The sequence below is a fragment of the Rhodococcus wratislaviensis genome, from assembly GCF_900455735.1.
GTDB classification, from domain to species: Bacteria; Actinomycetota; Actinomycetes; order Mycobacteriales; family Mycobacteriaceae; genus Rhodococcus_F; species Rhodococcus_F wratislaviensis.
Genome location: NZ_UAUI01000011.1, coordinates 396,280 through 419,076 on the forward strand (window position 1 = coordinate 396,280; position 22,797 = coordinate 419,076).

The window sequence follows — 22,797 nt, forward strand, 5'->3', positions numbered from 1 at the left end:
TCGGGCGCAGGCGGACGTCACTTCGTGACGAACGCCGCCTGCCGACGGGCCTCGCCGCGCGCAGCCCGTCCCGGGGCCGTCGACGCGTTGATCGCGAGCACCGACAGCAGCTCGTAGGCGACGTGCGCTGCCGCGATGCCGGTGATCTCGGCGTGGTCGTATGCGGGCGCGACCTCCACGATGTCGGCGCCGACCACGTTCAGGCCGACGAGTCCGCGCAGCGTGTTCAACAACTCGCGGGACGTCATGCCGCCGGCCTCGGGTGTTCCGGTGCCCGGCGCGTGCGCGGGATCGAGGACGTCGATGTCCACGGACACGTAGACCGGACCGCCGTCGAGCCGTCGACGCATCCGTTCGACGATGCTGGCAACGCCGTCCACCTCGTAGTCGTCGGAGCGGATGACCTGGAAGCCGAGAACGGCGTCGTCCTCGAGGTCCTTCTTGCTGTACAGCGGGCCGCGGATGCCGATGTGCTGCGAACGCTCCAGGTCGATCAGCCCCTCCTCGCTGGCCCGCCGGAACGGGGTGCCATGCGTGTAGGGGGCGCCGAAGTAGGTGTCCCACGTGTCCAGGTGCGCGTCGAAGTGCAGCACGGCGATGGGACCGTGGTCGCGGGCGAGGGAACGCAGGATCGGCAGGGCGATGGTGTGGTCGCCGCCGAGCGTCAGCACGGTCGAGCCGTCCTTGCGCAGGTCGGTGACGGCGCCGTCGACCGTGGCCAGGGCTTCCTGGATGTCGAACGGGTTGACGCCGATGTCGCCGAAGTCGGCGACCTGCTGCGCCGCGAAGGGGTGCACGTCGAGTGCGGGGTTGTACGGACGCAGGAGCTTCGACGAGGCGCGGATGTGGCCGGGGCCGAAGCGTGCGCCGGGACGGTAGCTCACGCCGGAGTCGAACGGGACGCCCATCACCGTGACGTCGGCGCGGGACACCTCGTCGAGCCGGGGGAGGCGGGCGAACGTGCTGGGCTCGGCGTAGCGCGGGGTGCGGGTCGCGTCGACGGGGCCCTGGATGCGGGTCGCGTCGATTGGGCCCTGGATGTCGTCTGTACTCATCGGAATCCTTCGGTGTGTGCCGGAGACGTGGCGTCGTCGTATCGTTTCCTTGGAACGCATTCTTGTCAACACTTGTTTCCTATACGAGACACAACGAAGGATCAATGCATGGCGAACGAGCTCGCAACCGAAGGTGCGTCGGGCGTCGACGCGCCCCGGATCGGACCCCGGCTCAAGGCCGCCCGGCAGGCCCAGCGCCTGACCCTCGACGAACTGGCCGCGAGCTGCGGCATCACCAAGGGCTACCTGTCGAAGATCGAACGGGACCACGCGAGCGCATCCGTCGCCACGTTGGTGCGCATCTGCGCCGCCCTGAACATTCCCGTCGGGTCCCTGTTCGAGAGCTCCGCCGCAGGTGAGGTGGTACGCGCCGACAACTACCCGCCGATCAGCTTCGGCGGCGAGCGCATGGCCGAGTTCCTGCTGACACCGTTCGGCGAGCGCCGCATCCAGTCGCTCCTGAGCCGGATCGAGCCCGGCGGCGGGAGTGGCTCGGAAACGTACGAACTACCGGTCGACGTCGCCTTCGTCTACGTCGTCTCGGGCCGGATCTGCATTTCCTTCAACGGTCCGGGGGCCGGGGAGGACGTGACGCTCGCGACCGGGGACGCGTTCACCTTCTCTCCCCAGTTGCCGCACAGCTTCCGCGCACTCGGCGACGACACCACGACCGTTCTGTGGATTCTGGCCCCCGCACTACCGGACGACGTCCGGCCCACCTCCCGCTAGGAAACCGTCAAGCGGTTTAGGAAACATGTGTTGACAGTCACGGCTCGCCCGTTCATTGTTGTCCACATCACTCCACCGCTCAGGAGCTCAACGTTGGATATCACCAAGATTTCTCCGCGCCCGCCGGGACTGGCAGGCGCACTCCGCGCCCGCAAATCGGTCGACGCGATCGTGGCGCGCAACGACCAGGAACCCGGTCACGGCCTCAAGCGGTCGATGGGCCTGGTGCACCTCACCGCACTGAGCATCGGTGCGTCGCTGGGAACGGGCATCTTCGTCATCCTCGGCGAGGCAACGCCCAAGGCCGGCCCCGCCGTCGTCCTCGCCTTCGTGCTCGCGGCGTTCACCGCCCTCTTCTCCGCCCTCTCCTACGCGGAACTCGCAGGCAGCATCCCCGTCTCCGGTAGCTCGTACTCGTACACCTACGCGACGATGGGCGAACTCTTCGCATGGATCTGCGGCTGGTGCCTGATGCTCGAGTACGGCGTCTCGGTCGCGGCCGTCGCCGTCGGCTGGGGCGAGTACATCAACGAACTGCTCCACGGCATGTTCGGCATCGCGCTACCCGCCGCGATCAGCGAATCACCGGGAGCGGGCGGCATCGTCAACGTGCCCGCCATCGTCATCGTGCTCGTCGCGGTGGCACTGCTGACCCGGGGAGCGTCCGAGAGCGCCCTGGTGAACACGGTCATGGTCGCACTGAAGATCCTCGTGCTCGTGTTCTTCTGCGCTGTCGCGTTCACCGCGTTCCGCGCCGGAAACTTCACACCGTTCATCCCCCTCGGTGCGGCAGGCGTGACGGCCGCGGCCTCCCAGGTGTTCTTCGCCTACATCGGGTTCGACGCCGCCTCGACCGCGGGCGACGAAGCGAAGAACGCGAAGCGCGACCTTCCCCGCGCCATCATCCTCTCGCTCCTGATCGTCACGATCCTCTACTGCCTGGTCGCGATCGCGGCTGTCGGCGCGATGCCCTGGCAGGACATCGCGGGCGAGGGCGCCGCACTCGCGACCATCCTGAATGCCGCCACCACCAGCACCTGGCCCGCCATCCTCCTGTCGGCCGGCGCGGTGATCGCCATCGCCAGCGTCGTCCTCGCGGTGATGTACGGGCAGACCCGGATCCTGTATGCGATGTCGCTCGACGGTCTCGTGCCGCGGGTCTTCTCCCGCGTCAACCCGCGCACCCGGGTGCCCGTCGTCAACATCGTGGTCGTCGGCGGTGTCGTCTCCGCGCTCGCGGGGTTCGTGCCGCTGGGCGAACTGGCCGACGCGACGAGCATCGGCTCGCTGTTCGCGTTCATGCTCGTCAACATCGCCGTGATCATCCTGCGCCGGCGTCACCCCGACCTGCACCGCAGCTTCCGGACCCCGCTGTTCCCGCTGATGCCGGTCCTCGGCGTCGTGTTCTGCGCGCTGCTGCTGTTCGGTCTCGGCGTCTCGACCTGGGTGGCGTTCGCTCTGTGGATGGCAGTCGGGCTCGCGATCTACTTCGCGTACGGCGTCCGCAAGTCCGAACTCCGCAACAGCCCGGAAAGGGTGACGGCACCATGAGGGCAGCACTGTTCCAAGGCCCCGAACTCTCCTTCGACGTCGCGGCGAACCTTTCCGCCATCGCGTCCGCCGCGCAGACGGCGGCGGCTTCCGGGGCGTCCATCCTCGTCTGCCCGGAGATGGCGGCCACCGGCTACAACATCGGATCCCTCATCGCGGAACGGGCCGAACCCGCCGACGGACCGATTGCGGCACGGATCGCGGAGATCGCGCGCGAATCCGGAATCGCCGTCGTCTACGGATACCCCGAGGCGGACGCCGGGGTCGTCTACAACAGCGTGCAGGTGTTCGACCCGTCCGGGACGTCACTCGCGAACTACCGGAAGACGCACCTGTTCGGTGAGCTCGACCGCTCGCACTTCGCCGCCGGCGACGAACTGGTGGTCCAGTTCGACCACGCCGGAATCCGGTGCGGACTCCTGATCTGCTACGACGTCGAGTTCCCCGAAACCGTTCGCGCGCACGCCGACCGGGGAACCCAGTGGCTCGTCGTCCCCACCGGTCTGATGAGCCCGTACGAATTCATCGCGGAGAGCGTAGTCCCGACCCGGGCGTACGAGAGTCAGCTGTTCGTCACGTACGTCAACCGGTGCGGCACCGAAGCCGACCTCGACTACTGCGGATCCAGTTGCGCGATCGCGCCCGACGGCACCGAACTCGCCCGCGCCGGCCGCCACGAGGAGGTCGCGATCGTCGACCTCGAACTCGACGTCCTCCACCGATCCCGCCGTGAAAACACCCATCTCGACGACCGACGCGTCGACCTCTACCCCTTCATGCAGGAGAAGACTTCATGACGATCCCCGTCACTCCGGACAGCACCGCCGCGGACACCGATCCCAAGCCGCTCACCATGTTCGGCCCCGACTTCCCGTTCGCCTACGACGACTTCATCGCGCACCACTCGGGCCTCGGCGCGGTGCCCGCCGACCGCCACGGCACCGAGGTGGCAGTCATCGGCGGCGGACTGTCGGGAATGGTCACGGCGTACGAGCTGATGAAGCTCGGCCTCAAACCGATTGTCTACGAAGCCGATCAGATCGGTGGCCGGATGCGGTCGCAGCCGTTCGACGGGCACCCGGACGTGGTCGCCGAGATGGGCGCGATGCGGTTCCCACCGTCGTCGACCACCCTGTTCCACTACCTCGACGCCATGGGACTGCGGACCGAGGCGTTCCCGAACCCGCTCGCCGACAGCACCCCCAGCACGGTCATCGACCTCAAGGGCGAAAGCTACTACGCGCAGCACCTCGACGACCTGCCGCCCGTGTTCCGGGAGGTGTCGGATGCGTGGCAGCGCACACTCGAGGATCACGCCGAGCTGATTCCGCTGCAGCAGGCGATCCGCGACCGCGACACCGCCGAACTCAAGCGCATCTGGAACGACCTGGTGGTCCGGCTGGACGATCAGACGTTCTACGGCTTCCTCGCCTCGTCGAAGCACTTCGCGTCGTTCCGGCATCGGGAAGTATTCGGGCAGGTCGGTTTCGGCACGGGCGGCTGGGACACCGACTTCCCCAACTCGATCCTCGAGATCCTGCGCGTCGTCATCACCGCCGCCGACGACCACCACCGCGGCATCGTCGGCGGGTCGCAGCAGCTGCCCCTCCGCCTGTGGACCGACACTCCGTCGGGGATGGCGCACTGGCCGGACGGCACGTCGGTGCGCGCACTGAACGGCGGAAGCACCCGTCCCCGGGTCACGGAGGTCCGGAGGACCGCACCGCACCAGGTGACGGTCACCGACTCGTCCGGTGAGATCCGCACCTACCCCGCCGCCGTCTTCACGGCGCAGAGCTGGATGCTGCTCAACAACATTCACTGCGACGACGACCTGTTCCCGATCGACCACTGGACCGCGATCGAACGCACCCACTACATGGGGTCGACGAAGGTGTTCGCCCTCGTGGATCGTCCGTTCTGGAAGGACAAGGATCCGGTCACCGGCCGCGACCTCGTCAGCATGACCCTGACGGACCGGATGAGCCGCGGCACCTACCTCCTCGACCACGGTGACGACAAGCCCGGCCTGATCTGCCTGTCCTACACGTGGTCCGACGATTCGCTCAAGCTTCTGCCGCTCGACGCGACGGAGCGGATGAACCTCATGATCAAATCGCTCGAGGAGATCTACCCGGGGGTGGACTTCCGCAGTCACATCATCTCGACTCCGGTCACGCTGTCGTGGGAAACCGAACGCGACTTCATGGGTGCGTTCAAGGCCAACCTCCCCGGCCACTACCGGTACCAGGAACGGCTGTTCAGCCATTTCGTCCAGGACGAACTCGACCCACGGCATCGCGGCATCTTCCTGGCCGGCGACGACATCTCATGGACCGCGGGCTGGGCGGAGGGCGCCGTGCAGACCGCGCTCAACGCCGTCTGGGGAGTGATGCACCACCTGGGCGGCGCCACCCCCGCCGACAACCCCGGCCCGGGCGACCGGTACGCCGAGCTCGGCCCGATCCGCTTGTGCGACTAGTGCCTTCGGCCTGTGAGTACTTATTAACGTCCCGCGGTTAATAAGTACTCACGGGGGTGTCAGCCCAACCAGTCCAGGACCGCGGCGGCCGTCCACGACTGCTGCATGCTCCCGAGGGGCTGACCGGTGAACGGTTCGTAGTATTCGGCGAAGCTGCCGTCGCTCGCCTGCCGCAGCCCCTCGGACCGCAGCAGGTGGGCGCGCTCGGCCCACCCGCGCCGGGCGAACGCCCAGGAGAACAGCCACGTCATCACCGGCCACACCGGACCGCGCCAGTACTCGCGCGGGCGGAAGTCGCCCGACACCGGCGACGTCGACGGCGGCACGGCGTACCGGAGGTCGGGGTGACCGCAGAATTTCGGTCCCTCGAACGTGCGGAGCAGGGCGCGTTCGGCGTCCCGGCTCAGGCCGCCGCACAGCAGGGGCGAGAACATGGCGAGGGTTTCGGTGGAAATCCACCGGCCGCTGCGCAGGTCGAAATCGCGTGCCGCCCCGGACCGTTCGTCGGTGGTCGTGAGGACGCCCTGCCGGAACCGGGCCGCCCACCCGTGCAGTTCCCGGACGTCGGAGTTCGGCATCGAGTGTTCCTCGCCGATGGTCGCGAGCACCTCGCACGCCATCGAGAACACGGCGCTGACGAACACGTCCTCCACCGCGAAGCTCATGGCGGTGGCCAGTTCCTCGTCGTCGTAGCGGACGGTCTTCATCTCCTCGAGCAGCCACAGGTAGCGGTCGTATTCGCCGTTGGACGGCCGCTGTCCGGTGTCGGCCACGTGGGACAGGTCCTCGCGCAGATACGTGGGCATCACCCCGGCCACGACGTTGGCGTACGAGTGGTCCCAGCGCGGCGAGTTGTCCATGCCGGACTCCCAGCCGTGGTACAGCGCGATCCGGCCGTTGCCGTCGAGGTCGCGGGCGTTGGCCAGCCAGCGGTGCCAGCGCACGAGGTCGGGCCAGCGCCGGTCGAGGAACTCCTCGGCGACGGCGCGGGTGCTGCGACCGTGCCTGCGCGAGTGGTCGAGGATGCGCTGCACGGCGATGGCGTGCACGGGCGGCTGGGTGATCCCCGACGTCTGCGTGCCGCTCGGTGCGTGCGCCGCGAGGGTCCCGCACTCCCACCGCCCGGGGCCGGGGAAGTATCCGTCGACGCCGTTCGCGAACACGATGTGCGGGATCATGCCGTTCTTCCACTGCGCCGACAGCAGGGTGTCGAGTTCGACGACGGCCCGCTCCACGCTCAGGGGCGCCAGGCCGACCGCGACGAACGCCGCGTCCCAACTCCACATGTGCGGGTACAGGCGCGGCGCGGCACTCGTCATGGTGCCGAGGTCGTTGCCGCGAAGCAGGTACGCGGCACGTGCCGCGAGCTGTGTCGGGGTGAATCCGCGGTCCGCCATTGCACCATTCTGCTGCGGGTCGGCCCACATCGCTCGTCGGACGGGGTTCAGCCTGCGAATCCGCACAGGGTCAGCGTCGGACGCGAGTTGCGCAGCGGCCGCGATTCCGACAGCCTGCGGAGCAGGGTCGACCCCCACAGACCGCGGCCGAGGGGCAACATCACCTCACGGGTGAACTCGAGGTCCGGCACCTGTCCGGGCAGCTCCGCCGCCTCGCCGGCGGAGAGGTGGAACGGCATCGGCGGGACGGTGTAGCCGCCGTGAATCCGCAATCCCTTCTGCGTCTTGCGGCTGAACCATTTCGGCACCGAATCGAACATCATCCGGCCGCCGGGGAAACGCCGGGCGCAGTCGCCGATCAGGGACAGCGACTCGTCGGCGGGCAGATACATCAGCAGGCCCTCCGCCGAGACGAACACGCCCCGGCCGGTGTCGACGTGGTCCATCCACGAGCGGTCCAGCGCGGACACCGCGAGTGTGGTGACGTTCGGCTCGTCCGGCAACAGTTGCCTGCGCAGGGCGACCACCTCGGACAGGTCGATCGACACCCACCGGACGTCCGGGTCGCCGATCCGCCAGTAGCTGGTCTGCAATCCTTCACCGAGCGCGACGACCGTTCCGCCGGGGTGACCGTCGAGGAACTCCCGTATCTCGTCGTCGAAGGCCCGAGCGCGCAGAGCGTGGGATTGGCTCGGCTTCCCGAAGTTCTCGTACGGATAGTCGAGGGTCTCGTAAAGCGTCACGGCGAGCGGGTCGACCAACGTGCCGTCGGGACGCGACGCCTCGACGGCACGGTTGCGGAGGGTCCACATCATCGTCGCGGGAACACCGGTCAGGGTGGTCGCGTCCACCCGTTCCCCGTCGTCGTCAGGCACGCGGCACCGGCTCTGCTTCTTCGAGTTTGGAGTGCTTGCGCGAGTAGAAGAAGTACACGATCAGACCGAGGATCAGCCAGATCCCGAACCGCAGCCAGGTCTCCCACGGCAGCGAGAGGATGAGCCAGCCGGAGAACACGACGCCGATGATCGGGATGACCGGCATGAACGGAAGCTTGAACGTGCGGGGGACCTCGGGGCGGGTGCGCCGGAGCACCGCGACCGCGATGCAGACGACGATGAACGCCGACAGGATCCCGATGTTGGTGAGTTCCGCGACCGTGTTGATGGGGAAGAACCCGGCCAGCAGCGCCGAACCGATCCCCACGATCCACGTGACCCGCGTCGGAACCTTGCGCACCGGGTGCGTCTTCGCGAACCATTCCGGGAGCAGGCCGTCCCGGCTCATCGCGTACCAGACGCGGGTCACACCGAGCATGAAGGTGAGCACGACGGTGATGATGCCGACGATGGCACCGACCGCGATGATGTTCGCGACCCCGGGCATGCCGACCGAATCGAAGGCGGTGGAGAAGCCGCTCTCGGGGCTGATCTCGGTGTACTTCTGCATCCCGGTCAGCACCAGGGTGACCAGGACGTACAGCGTCATCGCGATGCCGAGGGAGTACAGGATCGCCTTCGGCAGGTGCTTGGTGGCGTCCTTCGATTCCTCGGCGGCCGTGCTCATCGCGTCGTACCCGAAGACGGCGAAGAACACGGTGGCCGCGCCGGTGAACACGGCTGCGGTGCCGAACGGGAAGTAAGGGGTGTAGTTGGCGCTGTCGATGTGGAAGACGCCCAGCACGATGATGAGGACGACCAACGCGACCTTGATCGCCACCGCGACCGTCTCGAATCGGCCGACACTGCGGATTCCGCGCGAGAGCACCCACGCGGTCCCGAGGCAGAACAGGGCTGCGAAGACGTCGAACACGTGCCCGTCGCCGGTGCCCAGCGCGCCCATCATCCAGTCGGGCAGGCTGATGCCGATCTGTTCGAGGAGAAACCGGAAGTACCCGGACACGCCGATGGCGACGACGGCCGCCACCGCGATGTATTCCAGCAGCAGGTCCCAGCCGATGAACCAGCCGACGATCTCGCCGAGCGCCACGTAACCGTAGGTGTAGGCCGATCCGGCCTTGGGGATCATTCCGGCGAACTCGGCGTAACACAGTGCGGCCGCAGCACTGGCGACACCGGCGATCAGGAAGGAGATCAGCACGGCCGGGCCGGTGACGGAATGCGCGACCGAGCCGGCGAGGGAGAAGACGCCTGCGCCGATGATGCCGCCGACGCCGATCGCGGTGAGTTGCCACAGGCCGAGCGATTTGGTCAGACGCTCGTCGGGCGGGGTGTCCTCGTCGACCTCGGTGAGCGGTTTGCGGCGCAGCATTTGGGTGCGCAACTTGTCCATCGACATTGCCGGGCTCCGTTTCCCAGTGGGGTGAGATGCGGTATCTCACTCAATCACCTTTTCGGGCCGGCGTGGGCCAGGAACACGGGACTCGGTGGCCGTCGTCACCCTTGCAGGAATACGGTAGGGGGGTATGGTAGTTCTCAGATAGGACATCGATACCCCCGAGAGAGGCAGATCCGTGAGCACCTCGAGCGTCACCGTCACCGGCATGACCTGCAACCACTGCGTGTCCTCGGTCACCGAGGAGATCAGCGCACTCCCCGGCGTCACCAACGTGAACGTCGATCTGGCCACCGGCAAGGTCGTCATCGACAGCACCACCGACCTCGATCCGAGTGCCGTCGCGGGCGCTGTCGAAGAAGCCGGGTATTCCGTCGCCGGCTGAGCCGGCACCTCCAACGCGGCCGGCTGAGCCGGCACCTCCACCACAGGAGACCCACCATGAACGCAACCGGCAAGTTCGCCGGATTCACCGTCGGCCTCGTCGTGATCTTCGGCGCCGCGCTCGCACTCGGGTCGGTTGCCGGCCCGGATGTGGCCGAGCCCGCCGCGCACACGGCCGAGGACGACGGACACGGAGCGGCAGGTCACGGCGCCGCCGCCGACCCGACCCCGGGCGGACTGACGCCCACTGCCGACGGCTACACCCTCGCACTCGCATCCGACCAGGTCACCGCGGGTGCCGCGGTCCCGGTGCAGTTCCGGATCACGAACCCCTCGGGGGTACCCGTGACGGACTACACCGTGGAGCACGAGAAACTGCTGCACCTGATCGTCGTCCGCCGGGACCTCGCCGGGTTCCAGCACGTGCACCCGACGCTCGACGCGACCGGAACGTGGAGCGTCCCCCTCGACCTCACTCGCGGCGGCGACTACCGCGTGTTCGCGGACTTCACCCCGGCAGGCGGCGAAGGCGTCACCCTGGGCACGGATCTGCGCGTCGCGGGCACCTACGACCCGCAGGAACTGCCGGCACCCGCACCGACCGCCACCGTGGACGGCTACACCGTCACACTCGACGGCGTGCTGCGACCGGGAGAGACGTCGAACGTGACGCTCTCGGTGAGCCGCGACGGGCAGCCCGTTACCGATCTGCAGCCCTACCTCGGCGCATACGGTCACCTGGTGGCGCTGCGCACCACCGACCTCGGATACCTGCACGTACACCCGGACGGACATCCCGGTGACGGCGTCACCGCGGCGGGCCCCGGAATCGACTTCGCCGTCACCGCACCCGGCGCGGGCGACTACCGGCTGTTCCTGGACTTCCAGCACGCCGGCGCCGTCCACACCGCCGAATTCACCGCCACCGCCGGACCGGAGGAGAAGTGATGACCCGCTCGACCGACCTCGCGGCACCGCCCGATTCCCAGATCGAACTGGCCATCGGCGGAATGACCTGCGCGTCGTGCGCCAACCGCATCGAGCGCAAGCTGAACAAACTCGACGGCGTCACCGCGACCGTCAACTACGCGACGGAGAAGGCCCGCGTCCATTACGACGCCGCCGACGTCTCGCCCGAAGACCTCGTCGCCACGGTCGAGCAGGCCGGGTACACGGCGCGACTGCCCGAGGTGAAGCCCCCGGCCCCGGAGGAGGAGGACCCGGCGGCGGAACTGCGGCAGCGGCTGCTCGTGTCCGCGGTGCTGACGGTCCCCGTCATCGCGATGGCGATGATCCCGGCGCTGCAGTTCACCAACTGGCAGTGGCTCTCGCTCACCCTCGCGGCCCCGGTCGTGGTCTGGGGTGCGTGGCCGTTCCACAAAGCCGCCTGGACCAACCTGCGGCACGGCACCGCGACCATGGACACCCTGGTGTCGATGGGCACGCTGGCCGCGTTCGGCTGGTCGCTGTACGCACTGTTCTGGGGCACGGCAGGCATGCCGGGGATGACGCACCCGTTCGAGCTCACGATCGCGCGGGTCGACGGCACCGGCAACATCTATCTGGAGGCCGCGGCCGGCGTCACCACGTTCATCCTGGCCGGCCGCTACTTCGAAGCCCGCGCCAAACGCCGGGCGGGAGCGGCACTGCGGGCGCTGCTCGAACTGGGCGCCAAGGAAGTGTCGGTACTGCGTGACGGCACCGAACAGCTGATCGGCATCGACCAGCTCGAGGTCGGCGACCTCTTCGTGGTCCGTCCCGGCGAGAAGATCGCCACCGACGGCGTCGTCGTCGAAGGTTCGTCGGCGGTGGACGCGTCGATGCTGACCGGTGAATCCGTGCCGGTCGAGGTGTCGCCGGACTCCGAGGTGGCGGGTGCGACGGTCAACGTCGGCGGTCGAATCGTGGTTCGCGCCAGCCGGATCGGAGCCGACACCCAGCTCGCGCAGATGGCGTGGATGGTCGAGGACGCGCAGACCGGCAAGGCCGAGGTGCAACGCCTGGCCGACCGGATCTCCGGCATCTTCGTCCCGATCGTGATCGCATTGTCGGTCGCGACCCTCGGTTTCTGGATCGGCACCGGCGGTTCGGTCGCCGCCGCGTTCACCGCCGCGGTCGCCGTCCTGATCATCGCGTGCCCGTGTGCGCTCGGACTCGCCACCCCGACCGCCCTCATGGTGGGCACGGGACGCGGAGCCCAGCTGGGCATCCTGATCAAGGGACCCGAAGTTCTGGAATCGACCCGGCGAGTCGACACGGTGGTGGTCGACAAGACCGGCACCGTCACCACCGGCACGATGTCGCTGCACGACGTGATCGCCGCGGACGGCCAGGACGGGGAGCAGGTTCTGCGGTTCGCCGGCGCACTCGAGGACGCGTCCGAGCATCCCATCGCACGGGCGATCACCCGCGCGGCACGGGACCGGTTCACGACGCTGCCCGACGTCGAACAGTTCACCAACATCGCGGGACTCGGCGTCCAGGGCATGATCGACGGACACGCGGTGGTCATCGGCCGCGCGAAACTGCTCCGCGACTGGTCGCTGCACCTCACCACGGAACTCCGGCGCGCCGTCGACGCGGCGGAGTCGGAAGGCAAGACGGCCGTCGGGATCGGCTGGGACGGCCAGTCGCGCGGCGTGCTCGTGGTCGCCGACACCGTGAAGCCGACGTCACGCGAGGCGGTGGCGCAGTTCCGCGAACTGGGCCTCACCCCGATCATGCTCACCGGCGACAACAATTCCGCGGCCCGGGCGATCGCCGCCCAGGTCGGCATCGGCGAAGTGATCGCGGAGGTACTGCCCCAGGACAAGGTCGACGTGATCAAGCGTCTGCAGGCCGATGGCAAGGTGGTCGCGATGGTCGGCGACGGGGTCAACGACGCCGCCGCTCTCGCGCAGGCCGACCTCGGTCTCGCCATGGGAACCGGCACGGACGTGGCCATCGAGGCCAGCGACCTCACGCTGGTGCGCGGCGACCTGCGGGCCGCGGCCGACGCGATCCGGTTGTCGCGCAGGACGTTGAGCACGATCAAGGGCAACCTGTTCTGGGCCTTCGCCTACAACGTCGCGGCGTTGCCACTGGCGGCGGCGGGCCTGCTCAACCCCATGCTGGCCGGCGCCGCCATGGCATTCTCATCGGTGTTCGTCGTGAGCAACAGCCTGCGACTGCGCCGCTTCCAGCCCCTGACCACTCCCACCCGAGGGGAACACTCATGACCGAGCAACCGAACACCGACCACGACCACACGGCCGGCCACGGGTACATCAGCGCCAAGGACGACTACCTCAAGCGCCTGCGCCGCATCGAGGGCCAGGCGCGGGGACTCCAGCGGATGGTCGAGGACGAGAAGTACTGCATCGACATCCTCACCCAGGTCTCCGCGATGACCAAGGCGCTGCAGGCCGTGGCGCTGGGTCTGCTCGAAGACCACATCAGCCACTGCGTCGTCGACGCCGCCGTCGCGGGCGGCTCCGAGGCCGACGCGAAGATCAAGGAAGCCACCGACGCCATCGCACGACTGGTGCGTTCCTGAAACCAGACCACGAGAGCAGCTTCCGAGGGAGCAGGCATGTCTCACGATCATCAGCAGCAGGAAATGGAACGGGTCCGGCACACCGACCACGCTGATCGGCACGCCGGTCACGGCGCGCACGGCGAGGTGTTCCGGCAGAAATTCTGGATCAGCCTCGCACTGTCGGTGCCGGTGGTGGTGTTCAGCCACATGTTCGCCGACCTCCTCGGCTACACCGTCCCCGACTTCCCCGGTGCGTCGTTGATTCCGCCGGTGGTCGGCACCGCGATCTTCTTCTACGGGGGCGCGCCGTTCCTCACCGGCGCGTGGGGTGAGCTGAAGTCGCGACGGCCCGGCATGATGCTGCTGATCGGCATGGCGATCACGGTCGCGTTCGTCGCGTCGTGGATCACGACCCTGCAGATCGGCGGGTTCAACCTCGACTTCTGGTGGGAGCTGGCGCTTCTCATCGTCATCATGCTGCTCGGCCACTGGCTGGAGATGCGGGCGCTGGGGTCGGCGTCCGGCGCCCTCGACGCACTCGCCGCGCTGCTGCCGGACACCGCCGACAGGGTCACCGACGACGGTGTCACCGAGGTGCCCGTCTCCGAACTCGCCACCGGCGACCTGGTGCTGGTGCGGGCCGGTGGTCGCATCCCCGCCGACGGCACCGTCGAGGACGGCCGCGCGGAGGTCGACGAATCGATGATCACCGGCGAATCCAACCCTGTCCCACGGTCGGTCGGCGACACCGTGGTGGCCGGCACCGTCGCCACCGACAGCGCGCTGCGAATCCAGGTGGGCGCGGTGGGGGAGGACACCGCCCTCGCCGGCATCCAGCGGCTGGTCGCCGACGCGCAGTCCTCCTCGTCCCGGGCGCAGGCCCTCGCCGACCGCGCCGCGGCGTTCCTGTTCTACTTCGCTTCGATCGCAGGGCTTCTCACGTTCGTGGTGTGGTCGCTGCTCGGCAACGTGGACGAGGCCGTGGTGCGGACCGTCACCGTTCTGGTGATCGCCTGCCCGCACGCACTCGGTCTGGCGATACCCCTCGTGATCGCCATCTCCACCGAGCGTGCCGCGAAGGCCGGTGTCCTGGTGAAGGACCGGCTGGCGCTCGAACGCATGCGCAACGTCGACGTCGTCCTGTTCGACAAGACCGGCACCCTGACCCAGGGCAAGCACGTCGTCACCGGGGTGGTCACCACCGCGGGTGTCACCGAGACCGAACTGCTCGCGCTCGCCGGCGCCGTGGAGGCCGACAGCGAGCACCCGGTCGCGCGGGCCATCGTCGCCGAGGCGGCAGCGACGGTGCCCTGGGACGAGCGGCGCACCGCGTCCGACTTCCGGTCGCTGCCCGGACGTGGGGTGCGCGCAGACGTCGACGGCATACCCGTAGAGGTGGGCGGGCCGGCGATGCTCGCGGAGCTGAACGTGACAGTCCCCGAAGACGTTGCCGCGCAGACGACACGGTGGGTCGAGCGCGGCGCCTCCATCCTCCACCTCGTCCGCGACGGCGCGGTGCTCGGCGCGGTGGCGCTCGAGGACGCCGTCCGCGAGGAGTCCCGGCAGGCGATCGACGCCCTGCACGAGCGCGGTGTGAAGGTCGCGATGATCACCGGAGACGCCCGTCAGGTGGCCGACGCCGTCGCCGCCGATCTCGGTATCGACGAAGCGTTCGCCGACGTGCTACCGGAGAACAAGGACGCCGAGGTGGCCGCCCTCCAGGCCCGCGGTCACCGGGTGGCGATGGTCGGCGACGGCGTCAACGACGCGCCTGCGCTCGCCCGCGCGGATGTCGGCGTCGCGATCGGCGCCGGCACGGACGTCGCCATCGAGTCGGCGGGTGTCGTCCTCGCCGCCGACGATCCCCGCGCCGTCCTCTCGATCATCGACCTGTCCCAGGCGAGCTACCGCAAGATGTGGCAGAACCTGGTGTGGGCCACCGGCTACAACGTCATTGCCGTCCCTCTGGCCGCCGGTGTCCTCGCGTTCGCCGGGGTCGCGATTTCACCCGCGGTCGCGGCGATCCTGATGTCCGTGTCCACCATCGTCGTCGCACTCAACGCGCAGCTGCTGCGACGACTCGATCTGGATCCGGAACGGCTGAGCCGACACTGACCCGCTCTGCGTCGACCGGGCCGGCGCCCTCGCTATCTGCTGTCGGTCAGTACTTCGATCTTGCGGGAGAGGCCGAACAGCACCGCTCCCAGAAGGACGGCTCCCGAGCCGACGAGGAGGAAGAAGGTTCCGGTGGAAATTGTCGTGAACAATCCGCCGAGTAGGCCGGAGAGCGTCGATCCACCGGCGAGGGTCAGGAAGAGCAGTGCCACGGTTTGCGCCGTGAATCGCTCGGGTGCAATGCGCGTGGCCAGTGCGAGTCCGACCGGTCCGACGAAGATTTCGGATGAACCGGCAACGGCCATGCTGACGAGAACCAGGAGCGGTGGCACAGTCTTGTCGGGAAAGAACTGCGAGAGCAACAGCAGCAGGTAGGCGCAGCCGACCATGGTCAGCCCGATGACGAACTTCGCGGACGTAGTCGGTTGGCGAGTACCGAGTTTCGTCCACAACATGGCGACGAGAGGGGTGAGCAGGACCGCGGAGACCGGGCTGATGGTGGTCAGCCAGGGAGCGGGTACCTGCCAGCCACCGACATCGAGATCGACCCGATCCTTGATGAACACCGAGATGGTGGTGAACTTCTGGAACAGGAACCCGAAGTACAGCAGGCTTGCGATCCACAGTGGGATGAAGCCCCTCATACGACGCTTCTCCGCCGGTGTCACGTTCGGCGAACGCAGGATCACGGTGAAGTAGATGATCGCGGCGACGAGGATGACGGCGCCGACGAAGTGCGAGAGGTTGGTGTTGTCGACGAACCCGAGCTGCCAGAGGGCGACCACGAAGGCAGTCACGGCGGCGACGGCGGCGAACGCGTAGGGCAGGTGCGTGCGAGCGATGGGATTTTTGACGACGCCGGCCTCGGCGGGCAGGTCGCGCATCTTCCACGAGTATTGGATGAGCGCCCCGACCATTCCGACGGCGGCGAGGCTGAAGGCCGCGTGGAATCCCCATCTGCTCTGGGTGAATCCGGTGAGCAGCGGTCCGAACGCGGAGCCGGTGTTGATGGCCATGTAGAAGTACGAGAAACCGGCGTCGCGTGCGGGGCGATTGTCGGCATAGAGCATGCCCACTATCGACGTGATGTTCGTCTTGAGCGCGCCGGTACCCAGGACGATGAGCGTGAGCCCGAAGGCCAGGCCGGAGAGTCCGTCGAGTATCGCGAGAGCAAGGTGGCCGACGGTGATGACGACGGCGCCGTAGAGGACCATCCGGCGTGGCGCGATCAGCCGATCGGCGATCCATGCCCCGAGAATCTGGGACAGGTAGACCGATCCGCCGTAGGCGCCGACGATGCTGACCGCGGTCGCCGGCGCGAGATCGAGTCCGCCGTCGCTGAGTGAGTACAACAGATAGAAGCTGAGAACTCCCTGCAAGCCGTAAAAGCTGAAACGCTCCCAGAGTTCGGTGAACGCCAGGTTCCACAGACCCTTGGGTTGCCCGAGCGAGTCGGACCTCGTCCGTTCGACCGTGCGGTGGTACTCGGTTGCGACGCTCTTGTCGATCTCGGTCATGTCTCTCCCTGTGTTCGGGGAAGGGGGTGTGGTTCGTACCGGCGCCTCGGCGCTGAGCGCGTGCTGGTGGTGAGAGATCAGCGCCCGGCGATCTTGTCGGCAAGCAGCGCGAGTCGGGAGGTGCGAGGGCCGGCCGCTCGAGCCTCGAGAACGTCGGCGATCGAGTAGATGCGGTAGAGGCCGTGTGCGCCGATCCACCGGAGCGGTTCGGGTTCCCAGCGTCGGGGCATCTGACGAACCCACGGCAACGTGGAGAGCTTGGTATCGCCCTGCAGGATCAGGTCGGAAGCGATGCGGCCGGCGAGATGGGCGGCCGTCAGCCCTTGGCCGGCGTAGCCGCCCACGCGCAGGATCTTGCTGCTCGGGTCGTTGTCGATGAACGGTGACCAGTCGCGGGTCACCCCGAGCACACCGCACCACGCGTGAGCGGCGGCGAGGGGGACTTGCGGGAACAAGTCCGCCAGGAGGTTGGTCAGTGCGGCAATGGTGTGCTGGTCGACTTCACCGTCACTGTCGACTCCGGAGGCGAATCGGTACGGCTTACCGCGGCCGCCGATCGCGATGCGCCCGTCGGGCGTTCGCTGGCCGTAGAAGTACGTGTGGGCTGCACCCGACACGCCGTCGCCGTGCGCCCAGCCGATCTGCTCCCACTGATCGTCGGTGAGCCGATCGGTCACGAGCATCGCGCTGTTGAGGGGGAGCATCCGCCGGCGCTGTCCCCGCTGCCGGGAGGAATAGCCTTCGGTGGCGACCACGACATGCCGACGTGCCCGGACGGTGTGAGCGCCGACAGCGAGTCGGCCGGGCTCGATCGTGTCCACCCGCGACGAGGTGTAGATGCGCACCCCGGCCTTCTGAACGGTCCGGGCAAGGGCGAGCAGCATCTTCACGGGATCCACGCAGTAGTTGTCCGGTGAGTGCAGGGCGCCCGTCACGCCGGCGATGTTCACCCGCTCGCTCGCCTCGGCGGCGGCGAGGAGGCGGAGGCGGCCTTCGTCGACGCCCCAGCTACGGCTCTTGGCAAGGTAGTTTTCGATCCGGTTCTGTTCGCTGGCCGAGCGGGCCACCTGCATCCAGCCGCCATGGCGGGCGTCGATGTTCTGAGCGCCGAGCACGTCGACGACGTCGTGGATGGATTCTTCCAGTCGCTGTTCGATCTCGAGGACACCGGCACGACCACCGTGTTGACGTGCCAGAACGTCGCGGATTCCAACGGGTTTCGCGGACAACCAGCCGCCGTTGCGTCCGGAGGCTCCGAATCCGAGACGCTCGGCTTCGAACACGGCGACGGACAGTGTGGGGTCGGCCTGGGTGAGGGCCCACGCGGTCCACAGTCCTGAGAGTCCACCGCCCACGATCGCGACATCGACTTCCTCGTCGCGGTCCAAGGGCACGGTCGCGGGGATGTCGAGATCATCTCGCGACATCCAGTGAGAAAGGTGGCCGTTTCGCATGGAGAGACTCCCCGGTCAATATTTCTTTACCTAAGATCAAGTTATCTTGATCACAACCAAAGGCTGATGTACTTTCTGAGGTATGTCAAGTGCATCGACGGACGACGGTTCGCCAGCGGTCGATCCCCATTCACTGGGTGCGCGACTGCGCTCACGACGGCGCGCGCTGCGGTTGACGCTGGCTGAGGTCGCCGCAAAAGCCGAGGTCAGTGAGGGGTTTCTCAGCCAGCTCGAACGGGACCGCAACACTGCCAGCATCGCGACCCTGCAGAGGATCTGCGCGTGCCTGGAGATGAACGTCGGCGAGTTGTTCACCGAGGCATCGACGACCGCTGTGCACCGGTACCGCACCGCGCATTTCAATGCCTTCGGCACCAACGCGCGGAAGGTCCGCATCACGCCGACCACCCATCGCCAGCTCGAATCGTTCATCGGGGAGTTCGACCCGTACGGGACCACCGGTGACGAGCTGTACGCACACGGCGACTCCGAAGAAGTGCTGCTCGTCATCTCCGGCCGCATCGAGGTCACCGTCGGTGAGCACACCGACGTGCTCAACGCACTCGACAGCGTCGCGTACTCGAGCGCCAGCCCGCACCGCGCCCGGGAGATCGACGGCAAGCCCGCTGTGGCGCTCTGGATGATGTCGCCACCGAGCTACTGAAGCGTCACCCGTCGCAATGCGGACACCAGCCCGTCGACCGTGTCGGTGACCGCCGCGACGTACGCGTCGGGGCGGATGACCCACACCTCACCTGGCTTCGCGTCCAACGCGGCGGTGAGGACGCCTGCGCTGTCGATCTCCGACAGCCGGACGAGGCGGATCGGCGTGTGCACCGTGTCGAGTGCCGCGCTGCGGATCTCGTCGACATCCACACCGTCACCCGCGAGAAGCAGGATTCCGTGCCGGGCGATGGCGCGGAGCCGGCTGCCGGAACCGCCCTGCAACGTCACCGGGGTGTCGGGCACGAGGATTCCCGGCGCCGCGGCCGGGGTGCAGCCACGCTCGGGGCGCCCGGCGAAGGGTCGCTGCGGATCGATTGTGGTCACGGGTGATTCGACGTACCAGAACGGCTCGGCGAGGCGTCCGCTGTCGACCTGGGCCCGCGCCTCCCGGTCGGTGACCGCCGCGGTGAGCACGTGGCGCCGGTGCCGGTGCTGATCCTCGGACTGCGGAACCAGGAAGTCCATCGTCGCCGTGGTGACCGCGATGTTCTCGACGGCCGCCGCGTGCCGCTCGGTGTGGTACGTCTCGAGCAGCGACTCGCCGGCCCAGCCCCGCAGGACGAACGCGAGTTTCCATGCCGCGTTCTCGGCGTCGGCGACACCGGAATTCAGTCCGCGCGCCCCGAATGGCGACACGATGTGCGCGGCATCGCCGGCCAACAGCACCCGGTCGACGCGCATTCGGTTCGCGACCCGGGAGTGGAAGCGGTACACCGATTTCCACACGATCCGGTAGTCGGTGTCGCCGATGATCTTCCGGATCCGCGCGTCCAACGCGCCCGACTTCTCCTCGGCCTCGAGGTCGTACTCGCCGGGCACCTGCCAGTCGATGCGGAACGTCGAGTCCGGGCACGGGTGGATGAGCACCTGCCTGCCCGGGTTCCACTCGGGATCGAAGTAGAAGCGGCGTTCGTCGGCCCAGCCCGGGATGTCGGCGGCGATGTCGCAGATCAGGAACTTGTCGTCGAACGAACGACCGTCGAACGTGACACCCAGCTGCCGCCGGATCGCGCTGCCCCGCGACCCCACGGCCACCACCGCGTAGTCCGACGTGACGGTCTCCTCCCCGGAGCCGGTGCGGCAGGTGATGGTCACGCCGGTCTCGTCCTGATCCACCGACGTGGCCTCGTATCCCCACCGGACGTCGATCGACGGCGTCGCCGCGATCCGCTCGTCGAGCAGTTCCTCGGTCCGTGCCTGGGAGATGTTGACGAACGGCGGGAACGACGAGATGCCGCGGTCGACGAAGGTATGCGCGAACAGTTCGTGGTCGCGGTGGAAGGTGCGGGCGCACCCCCACGTCACGCCCTCGTCGGCCAGTTGCCTGCCGACGCCGATCGCGTCCCACACCTCGAGGACGTCCCGCTGCTGGCAGATGGCTTTCGATCCGATCGGGTCCCGTTCGGCCCGGGCGTCGAGCAACGTGACCGGAATGCCCCAGCGTGCCAGCAGCAACGCCGTCGTCTGCCCCACCGGGCCGTTGCCCACGACGGTGACCGTGCCGCCGCGGGTGTGTCGTCTTCCCATGATCCTCGCCTTGTCAGTGTGAAACGGTGACGGACGTCAGCCCTGCAACTGGTCCCAGACCTCGCGGTCACGCTCCGCGGTCCAGATGACGGGCCGTTCGATGCCCGACAGCTCGTCCCACACGCGGGAGACGTCGAACGGGAGGCAGTGTTCGAAGATCGGCCAGTGCCCGTACTGCTCGTTCAGTGCGGCATGGGTGGCCTCGAACGCCTCCTTCAGGGTGCCGCCGCGCTGCTGCACCGCCCCGACCTCGGCCAACATGACCACGATGAAATGGCGGGTCTGCTCGATGGCGGCGTCGACGGCCTCCCGACCGTGGGAGACGGCGCCGCGTCCGCCGATCAGGACCTCCGCGCCGAGCGCCTTGATCCGGTCGAGGGTGCCGGTGGACCAGTCGCGGTGGAACGCGTCGCCGGTGTAGAGCGCGGCCTGCGCCTCGACGAGGTCGCCGGCAAAAAGGATCTTCTGCTTCGGCAGCCACGCGGTGATGTCGCCTTCGGTGTGGCCGCGGCCGAAGTGCTGGAGCACCAGGTCGCCGCGTCCGCCGCCGAGGTCGATGGTGAGCTTGTCGGCGAACGTCAGGGTGGGCCACGTCAGTCCGGGCACCGAGTCGGCAGCCTTGGCGAGGCGGGGCATGCGTCCGAATTCGCTAGCCCAGTCTTCCTTTCCACGCTCCTCGATGAGGGCGCGGGTGGTCTCGTGCGCCACGATGGTCTCGGCGTCGAACGCGGACGCACCGAGCACGCGGACGGCGTGGTAGTGCGAGAGCACCAGGTACCGGACCGGTTTGTCGGTGTGCTCGCGCAGCTTGCGCAACCAGTCCTGCGCGGCCACCGGGGTGGCGAGTGCCTCGAAGCAGACGACGAAGTCCTCGCCCTCGATGGCGCCGATGTTGGGATCCCCCTCGGCGGTGAGGGCGTACACGCCGTCGGCCAGGACCTCGAGCGTCTGCTCCTTCTCACCGAGGTCGGCCGACGAAGCGAAGCTTGTGGGGCTCATGCGATCCACCTAACTAATCAAAGGTTTGATTGATGGTGGCCACAGTAACCCGGATCACAAAATAATGAAAGCCTTGATCAAAAATCGGCCTGGGATCCCTGCGCCCGCGGCCGACCGACCGGACGAACGGGACGCTCGTTCGATCTGACGCAACGAGCGTCCCGTTCGTCGCGACGGGGGTGGGTAGACGGGGGTGGGTATCCGGCAGGCTCAACCCTTGATGAGGTCGTCGATCTGGCCGATCGCCTGCGAGGCGCCCTCGACCACGCCCATGTCGAGCACCTGCTGGAGACCTTCGGCGGTTGCGTAGGTGCTGACGTAGGTGGCGATGGTGCTGCCGTCCTTGTCCTGGAAGGAGAACTCGTTGGTGGACACTGGCATCGATTCGATCGGGGTGAAATCCGCATCGGCGAATCCGTCGGTGAAGGTGAATCCGGTCGGCTCGTCGACGGAGATGATGTTCCAGTAACCGGCATGCTTGTCACCCTCGGGCCCGGTCATGTAGTAGGTGACCCGCCCGCCGGGGGCGAACTCATGGTCGACCACCGTCGCCGGGTATGTCGGTGGACCCCAGATCTTTTCGAGCTGGCGCGGATCGGCATAGATCTGCCAGATCCGTGCTCGGGGCGCGGCGAACTCGGCGGTGATGGTCAGGGTCAGTGCATCGATGTCGTGGCTGACATTGGTGACAGGCATCGTTCATTCCTTCCGTTGGGGTTGTGTTGCGATCAGTTCGTCAATGCGTGCGATACGTCCACGCCAGACCTGTTCCAGCTCGGCGAGCATGGACGACACTGCGCGAACTGCGTCCACATCGCCCGTGGCGAGTTGTTCACGGCCGCTGCGTCGTTTGACGAGTAGGCCGGACTTCTGGAGGACGGCGACGTGCTTCTGCACGGCAGCGAAACTCATGTCGTATTTCGCGGCCAGTGCCGAGACGGAATGCTCGCCGGCCAGCACGCGACGCATGATGTCGCGCCTCGTTCGGTCGGACAGCGCGTGGAACAGGGCATCGGCCCGGTCCTCATCTGTTTCTGACACCCTCAGAACAT

20 protein-coding genes are annotated in these 22,797 nt (G+C 67.7%); 10 read left to right on the top strand and 10 right to left on the bottom strand.

Features of this window, described 5'->3' with window-relative positions:
* Positions 1 to 17: 17 nt before the first annotated feature.
* Entirely contained in the window at positions 18 to 1,055 is a 1,038-nt protein-coding gene (gene speB / locus DTA22_RS15485; protein WP_037230299.1) for an agmatinase, read from the bottom strand.
* Positions 1,056 to 1,163: 108 nt separating this feature from the next.
* On the opposite strand from speB, the gene DTA22_RS15490 reads away from it, so the two are divergent.
* From DTA22_RS15490 to DTA22_RS15505, 4 genes are all read left to right on the top strand, one after another.
* Entirely contained in the window at positions 1,164 to 1,784 is a 621-nt protein-coding gene (locus DTA22_RS15490) for a helix-turn-helix domain-containing protein (RefSeq protein WP_037230300.1), read from the top strand.
* Between the two features lie 93 nt (positions 1,785 to 1,877).
* Positions 1,878 to 3,335 (top strand): amino acid permease, encoded by a 1,458-nt coding sequence (locus DTA22_RS15495; protein ID WP_037230301.1) that lies wholly within the window; start codon positions 1,878 to 1,880, stop codon positions 3,333 to 3,335.
* Entirely contained in the window at positions 3,332 to 4,132 is an 801-nt protein-coding gene (locus tag DTA22_RS15500; RefSeq protein WP_112300004.1) for a carbon-nitrogen hydrolase family protein, read from the top strand. The genes DTA22_RS15495 and DTA22_RS15500 overlap by 4 nt, the downstream gene beginning before the upstream one ends.
* On the top strand, positions 4,129 to 5,817 hold the full coding sequence (locus tag DTA22_RS15505) for a flavin monoamine oxidase family protein (protein WP_112300005.1): 1,689 nt from the start codon (positions 4,129 to 4,131) through the stop codon (positions 5,815 to 5,817). Before DTA22_RS15500 ends, DTA22_RS15505 begins: the two co-directional genes overlap by 4 nt.
* Positions 5,818 to 5,876: 59 nt before the next feature.
* Here DTA22_RS15505 and ggh read toward each other — a convergent pair whose 3' ends face one another.
* Genes ggh through DTA22_RS15520 form a run of 3 tightly spaced genes read right to left on the bottom strand, consistent with a single transcriptional unit; the run spans position 5,877 to position 9,509 of the window.
* Positions 5,877 to 7,214: a glucosylglycerate hydrolase gene (gene ggh, locus DTA22_RS15510; RefSeq protein WP_037230412.1), complete on the bottom strand. Its 1,338-nt coding sequence runs from the start codon at positions 7,212 to 7,214 to the stop codon at positions 5,877 to 5,879.
* A gap of 47 nt (positions 7,215 to 7,261) precedes the next feature.
* Entirely contained in the window at positions 7,262 to 8,029 is a 768-nt protein-coding gene (locus DTA22_RS15515; RefSeq protein WP_409372712.1) for a class I SAM-dependent methyltransferase, read from the bottom strand.
* 52 nt (positions 8,030 to 8,081) lie between these two features.
* Positions 8,082 to 9,509 carry an amino acid permease gene (locus DTA22_RS15520; RefSeq protein ID WP_037230307.1) on the bottom strand — a complete coding sequence of 476 codons (1,428 nt, stop codon included), beginning with the start codon at positions 9,507 to 9,509 and terminating at the stop codon, positions 8,082 to 8,084.
* Positions 9,510 to 9,684: 175 nt separating this feature from the next.
* Between DTA22_RS15520 and DTA22_RS15525 the strand changes: the two genes are divergently transcribed.
* Genes DTA22_RS15525 through DTA22_RS15545 form a run of 5 tightly spaced genes read left to right on the top strand, consistent with a single transcriptional unit; the run spans position 9,685 to position 15,522 of the window.
* Positions 9,685 to 9,891, top strand: a complete 207-nt coding sequence (locus DTA22_RS15525; RefSeq protein WP_005254342.1) for a heavy-metal-associated domain-containing protein — start codon at positions 9,685 to 9,687, stop codon at positions 9,889 to 9,891.
* A 56-nt stretch (positions 9,892 to 9,947) separates the two neighbouring features.
* The gene (locus DTA22_RS15530; RefSeq protein ID WP_112300007.1) at positions 9,948 to 10,838 is read left to right on the top strand and encodes a hypothetical protein; all 891 of its coding nucleotides are present in this window, start codon (positions 9,948 to 9,950) and stop codon (positions 10,836 to 10,838) included.
* Entirely contained in the window at positions 10,838 to 13,108 is a 2,271-nt protein-coding gene (locus tag DTA22_RS15535) for a heavy metal translocating P-type ATPase (RefSeq protein ID WP_112300008.1), read from the top strand. The genes DTA22_RS15530 and DTA22_RS15535 overlap by 1 nt, the downstream gene beginning before the upstream one ends.
* Positions 13,105 to 13,425, top strand: a complete 321-nt coding sequence (locus DTA22_RS15540) for a metal-sensitive transcriptional regulator (protein ID WP_009476541.1) — start codon at positions 13,105 to 13,107, stop codon at positions 13,423 to 13,425. Before DTA22_RS15535 ends, DTA22_RS15540 begins: the two co-directional genes overlap by 4 nt.
* A 36-nt stretch (positions 13,426 to 13,461) precedes the next feature.
* Positions 13,462 to 15,522 (top strand): copper-translocating P-type ATPase, encoded by a 2,061-nt coding sequence (locus tag DTA22_RS15545; RefSeq protein ID WP_112300009.1) that lies wholly within the window; start codon positions 13,462 to 13,464, stop codon positions 15,520 to 15,522.
* 32 nt (positions 15,523 to 15,554) lie between these two features.
* Here DTA22_RS15545 and DTA22_RS15550 read toward each other — a convergent pair whose 3' ends face one another.
* A complete protein-coding gene (locus DTA22_RS15550; RefSeq protein ID WP_112300010.1) occupies positions 15,555 to 17,039 on the bottom strand; it encodes a peptide MFS transporter in 1,485 nt (494 codons plus the stop codon).
* A gap of 77 nt (positions 17,040 to 17,116) precedes the next feature.
* Entirely contained in the window at positions 17,117 to 18,466 is a 1,350-nt protein-coding gene (locus DTA22_RS15555; RefSeq protein WP_245973419.1) for an NAD(P)/FAD-dependent oxidoreductase, read from the bottom strand.
* Positions 18,467 to 18,575: 109 nt separating this feature from the next.
* Between DTA22_RS15555 and DTA22_RS15560 the strand changes: the two genes are divergently transcribed.
* A complete protein-coding gene (locus DTA22_RS15560; protein WP_009476612.1) occupies positions 18,576 to 19,157 on the top strand; it encodes a helix-turn-helix domain-containing protein in 582 nt (193 codons plus the stop codon).
* Here DTA22_RS15560 and DTA22_RS15565 read toward each other — a convergent pair.
* The 4 genes from DTA22_RS15565 to DTA22_RS15580 form a co-directional block, all read right to left on the bottom strand.
* The gene (locus DTA22_RS15565; protein ID WP_112300012.1) at positions 19,151 to 20,746 is read right to left on the bottom strand and encodes an FAD-dependent monooxygenase; all 1,596 of its coding nucleotides are present in this window, start codon (positions 20,744 to 20,746) and stop codon (positions 19,151 to 19,153) included. The genes DTA22_RS15560 and DTA22_RS15565 overlap by 7 nt on opposite strands.
* A 36-nt stretch (positions 20,747 to 20,782) precedes the next feature.
* On the bottom strand, positions 20,783 to 21,745 hold the full coding sequence (locus DTA22_RS15570; protein WP_112300013.1) for an MBL fold metallo-hydrolase: 963 nt from the start codon (positions 21,743 to 21,745) through the stop codon (positions 20,783 to 20,785).
* Positions 21,746 to 21,955: 210 nt separating this feature from the next.
* Complete coding sequence (locus tag DTA22_RS15575; RefSeq protein WP_037230323.1) at positions 21,956 to 22,441, bottom strand: SRPBCC family protein; 486 nt, start codon at positions 22,439 to 22,441, stop codon at positions 21,956 to 21,958.
* 3 nt (positions 22,442 to 22,444) lie between these two features.
* On the bottom strand, positions 22,445 to 22,786 hold the full coding sequence (locus tag DTA22_RS15580; RefSeq protein ID WP_112300014.1) for an ArsR/SmtB family transcription factor: 342 nt from the start codon (positions 22,784 to 22,786) through the stop codon (positions 22,445 to 22,447).
* Positions 22,787 to 22,797: the final 11 nt, after the last annotated feature.

Bases quoted from the DNA above. Each gene is read 5' to 3' on its own strand.
- DTA22_RS15520 (WP_037230307.1), bottom strand. From the start codon at position 9,509: ATGTCGATGGACAAGTTGCGCACCCAAATGCTGCGCCGCAAACCGCTC.
- DTA22_RS15505 (WP_112300005.1), top strand. From the start codon at position 4,129: ATGACGATCCCCGTCACTCCGGACAGCACCGCCGCGGACACCGATCCC.
- DTA22_RS15490 (WP_037230300.1), top strand. From the start codon at position 1,164: ATGGCGAACGAGCTCGCAACCGAAGGTGCGTCGGGCGTCGACGCGCCC.
- DTA22_RS15515 (WP_409372712.1), bottom strand. From the start codon at position 8,029: ATGATGTGGACCCTCCGCAACCGTGCCGTCGAGGCGTCGCGTCCCGAC.
- DTA22_RS15560 (WP_009476612.1), top strand. From the start codon at position 18,576: ATGTCAAGTGCATCGACGGACGACGGTTCGCCAGCGGTCGATCCCCAT.
- DTA22_RS15535 (WP_112300008.1), top strand. From the start codon at position 10,838: ATGACCCGCTCGACCGACCTCGCGGCACCGCCCGATTCCCAGATCGAA.
- ggh (WP_037230412.1), bottom strand. From the start codon at position 7,214: ATGGCGGACCGCGGATTCACCCCGACACAGCTCGCGGCACGTGCCGCG.
- DTA22_RS15500 (WP_112300004.1), top strand. From the start codon at position 3,332: ATGAGGGCAGCACTGTTCCAAGGCCCCGAACTCTCCTTCGACGTCGCG.
- DTA22_RS15545 (WP_112300009.1), top strand. From the start codon at position 13,462: ATGTCTCACGATCATCAGCAGCAGGAAATGGAACGGGTCCGGCACACC.
- DTA22_RS15570 (WP_112300013.1), bottom strand. From the start codon at position 21,745: ATGAGCCCCACAAGCTTCGCTTCGTCGGCCGACCTCGGTGAGAAGGAG.
- DTA22_RS15540 (WP_009476541.1), top strand. From the start codon at position 13,105: ATGACCGAGCAACCGAACACCGACCACGACCACACGGCCGGCCACGGG.
- DTA22_RS15530 (WP_112300007.1), top strand. From the start codon at position 9,948: ATGAACGCAACCGGCAAGTTCGCCGGATTCACCGTCGGCCTCGTCGTG.
- speB (WP_037230299.1), bottom strand. From the start codon at position 1,055: ATGAGTACAGACGACATCCAGGGCCCAATCGACGCGACCCGCATCCAG.
- DTA22_RS15575 (WP_037230323.1), bottom strand. From the start codon at position 22,441: ATGCCTGTCACCAATGTCAGCCACGACATCGATGCACTGACCCTGACC.
- DTA22_RS15550 (WP_112300010.1), bottom strand. From the start codon at position 17,039: ATGACCGAGATCGACAAGAGCGTCGCAACCGAGTACCACCGCACGGTC.
- DTA22_RS15565 (WP_112300012.1), bottom strand. From the start codon at position 20,746: ATGGGAAGACGACACACCCGCGGCGGCACGGTCACCGTCGTGGGCAAC.
- DTA22_RS15555 (WP_245973419.1), bottom strand. From the start codon at position 18,466: ATGTCGCGAGATGATCTCGACATCCCCGCGACCGTGCCCTTGGACCGC.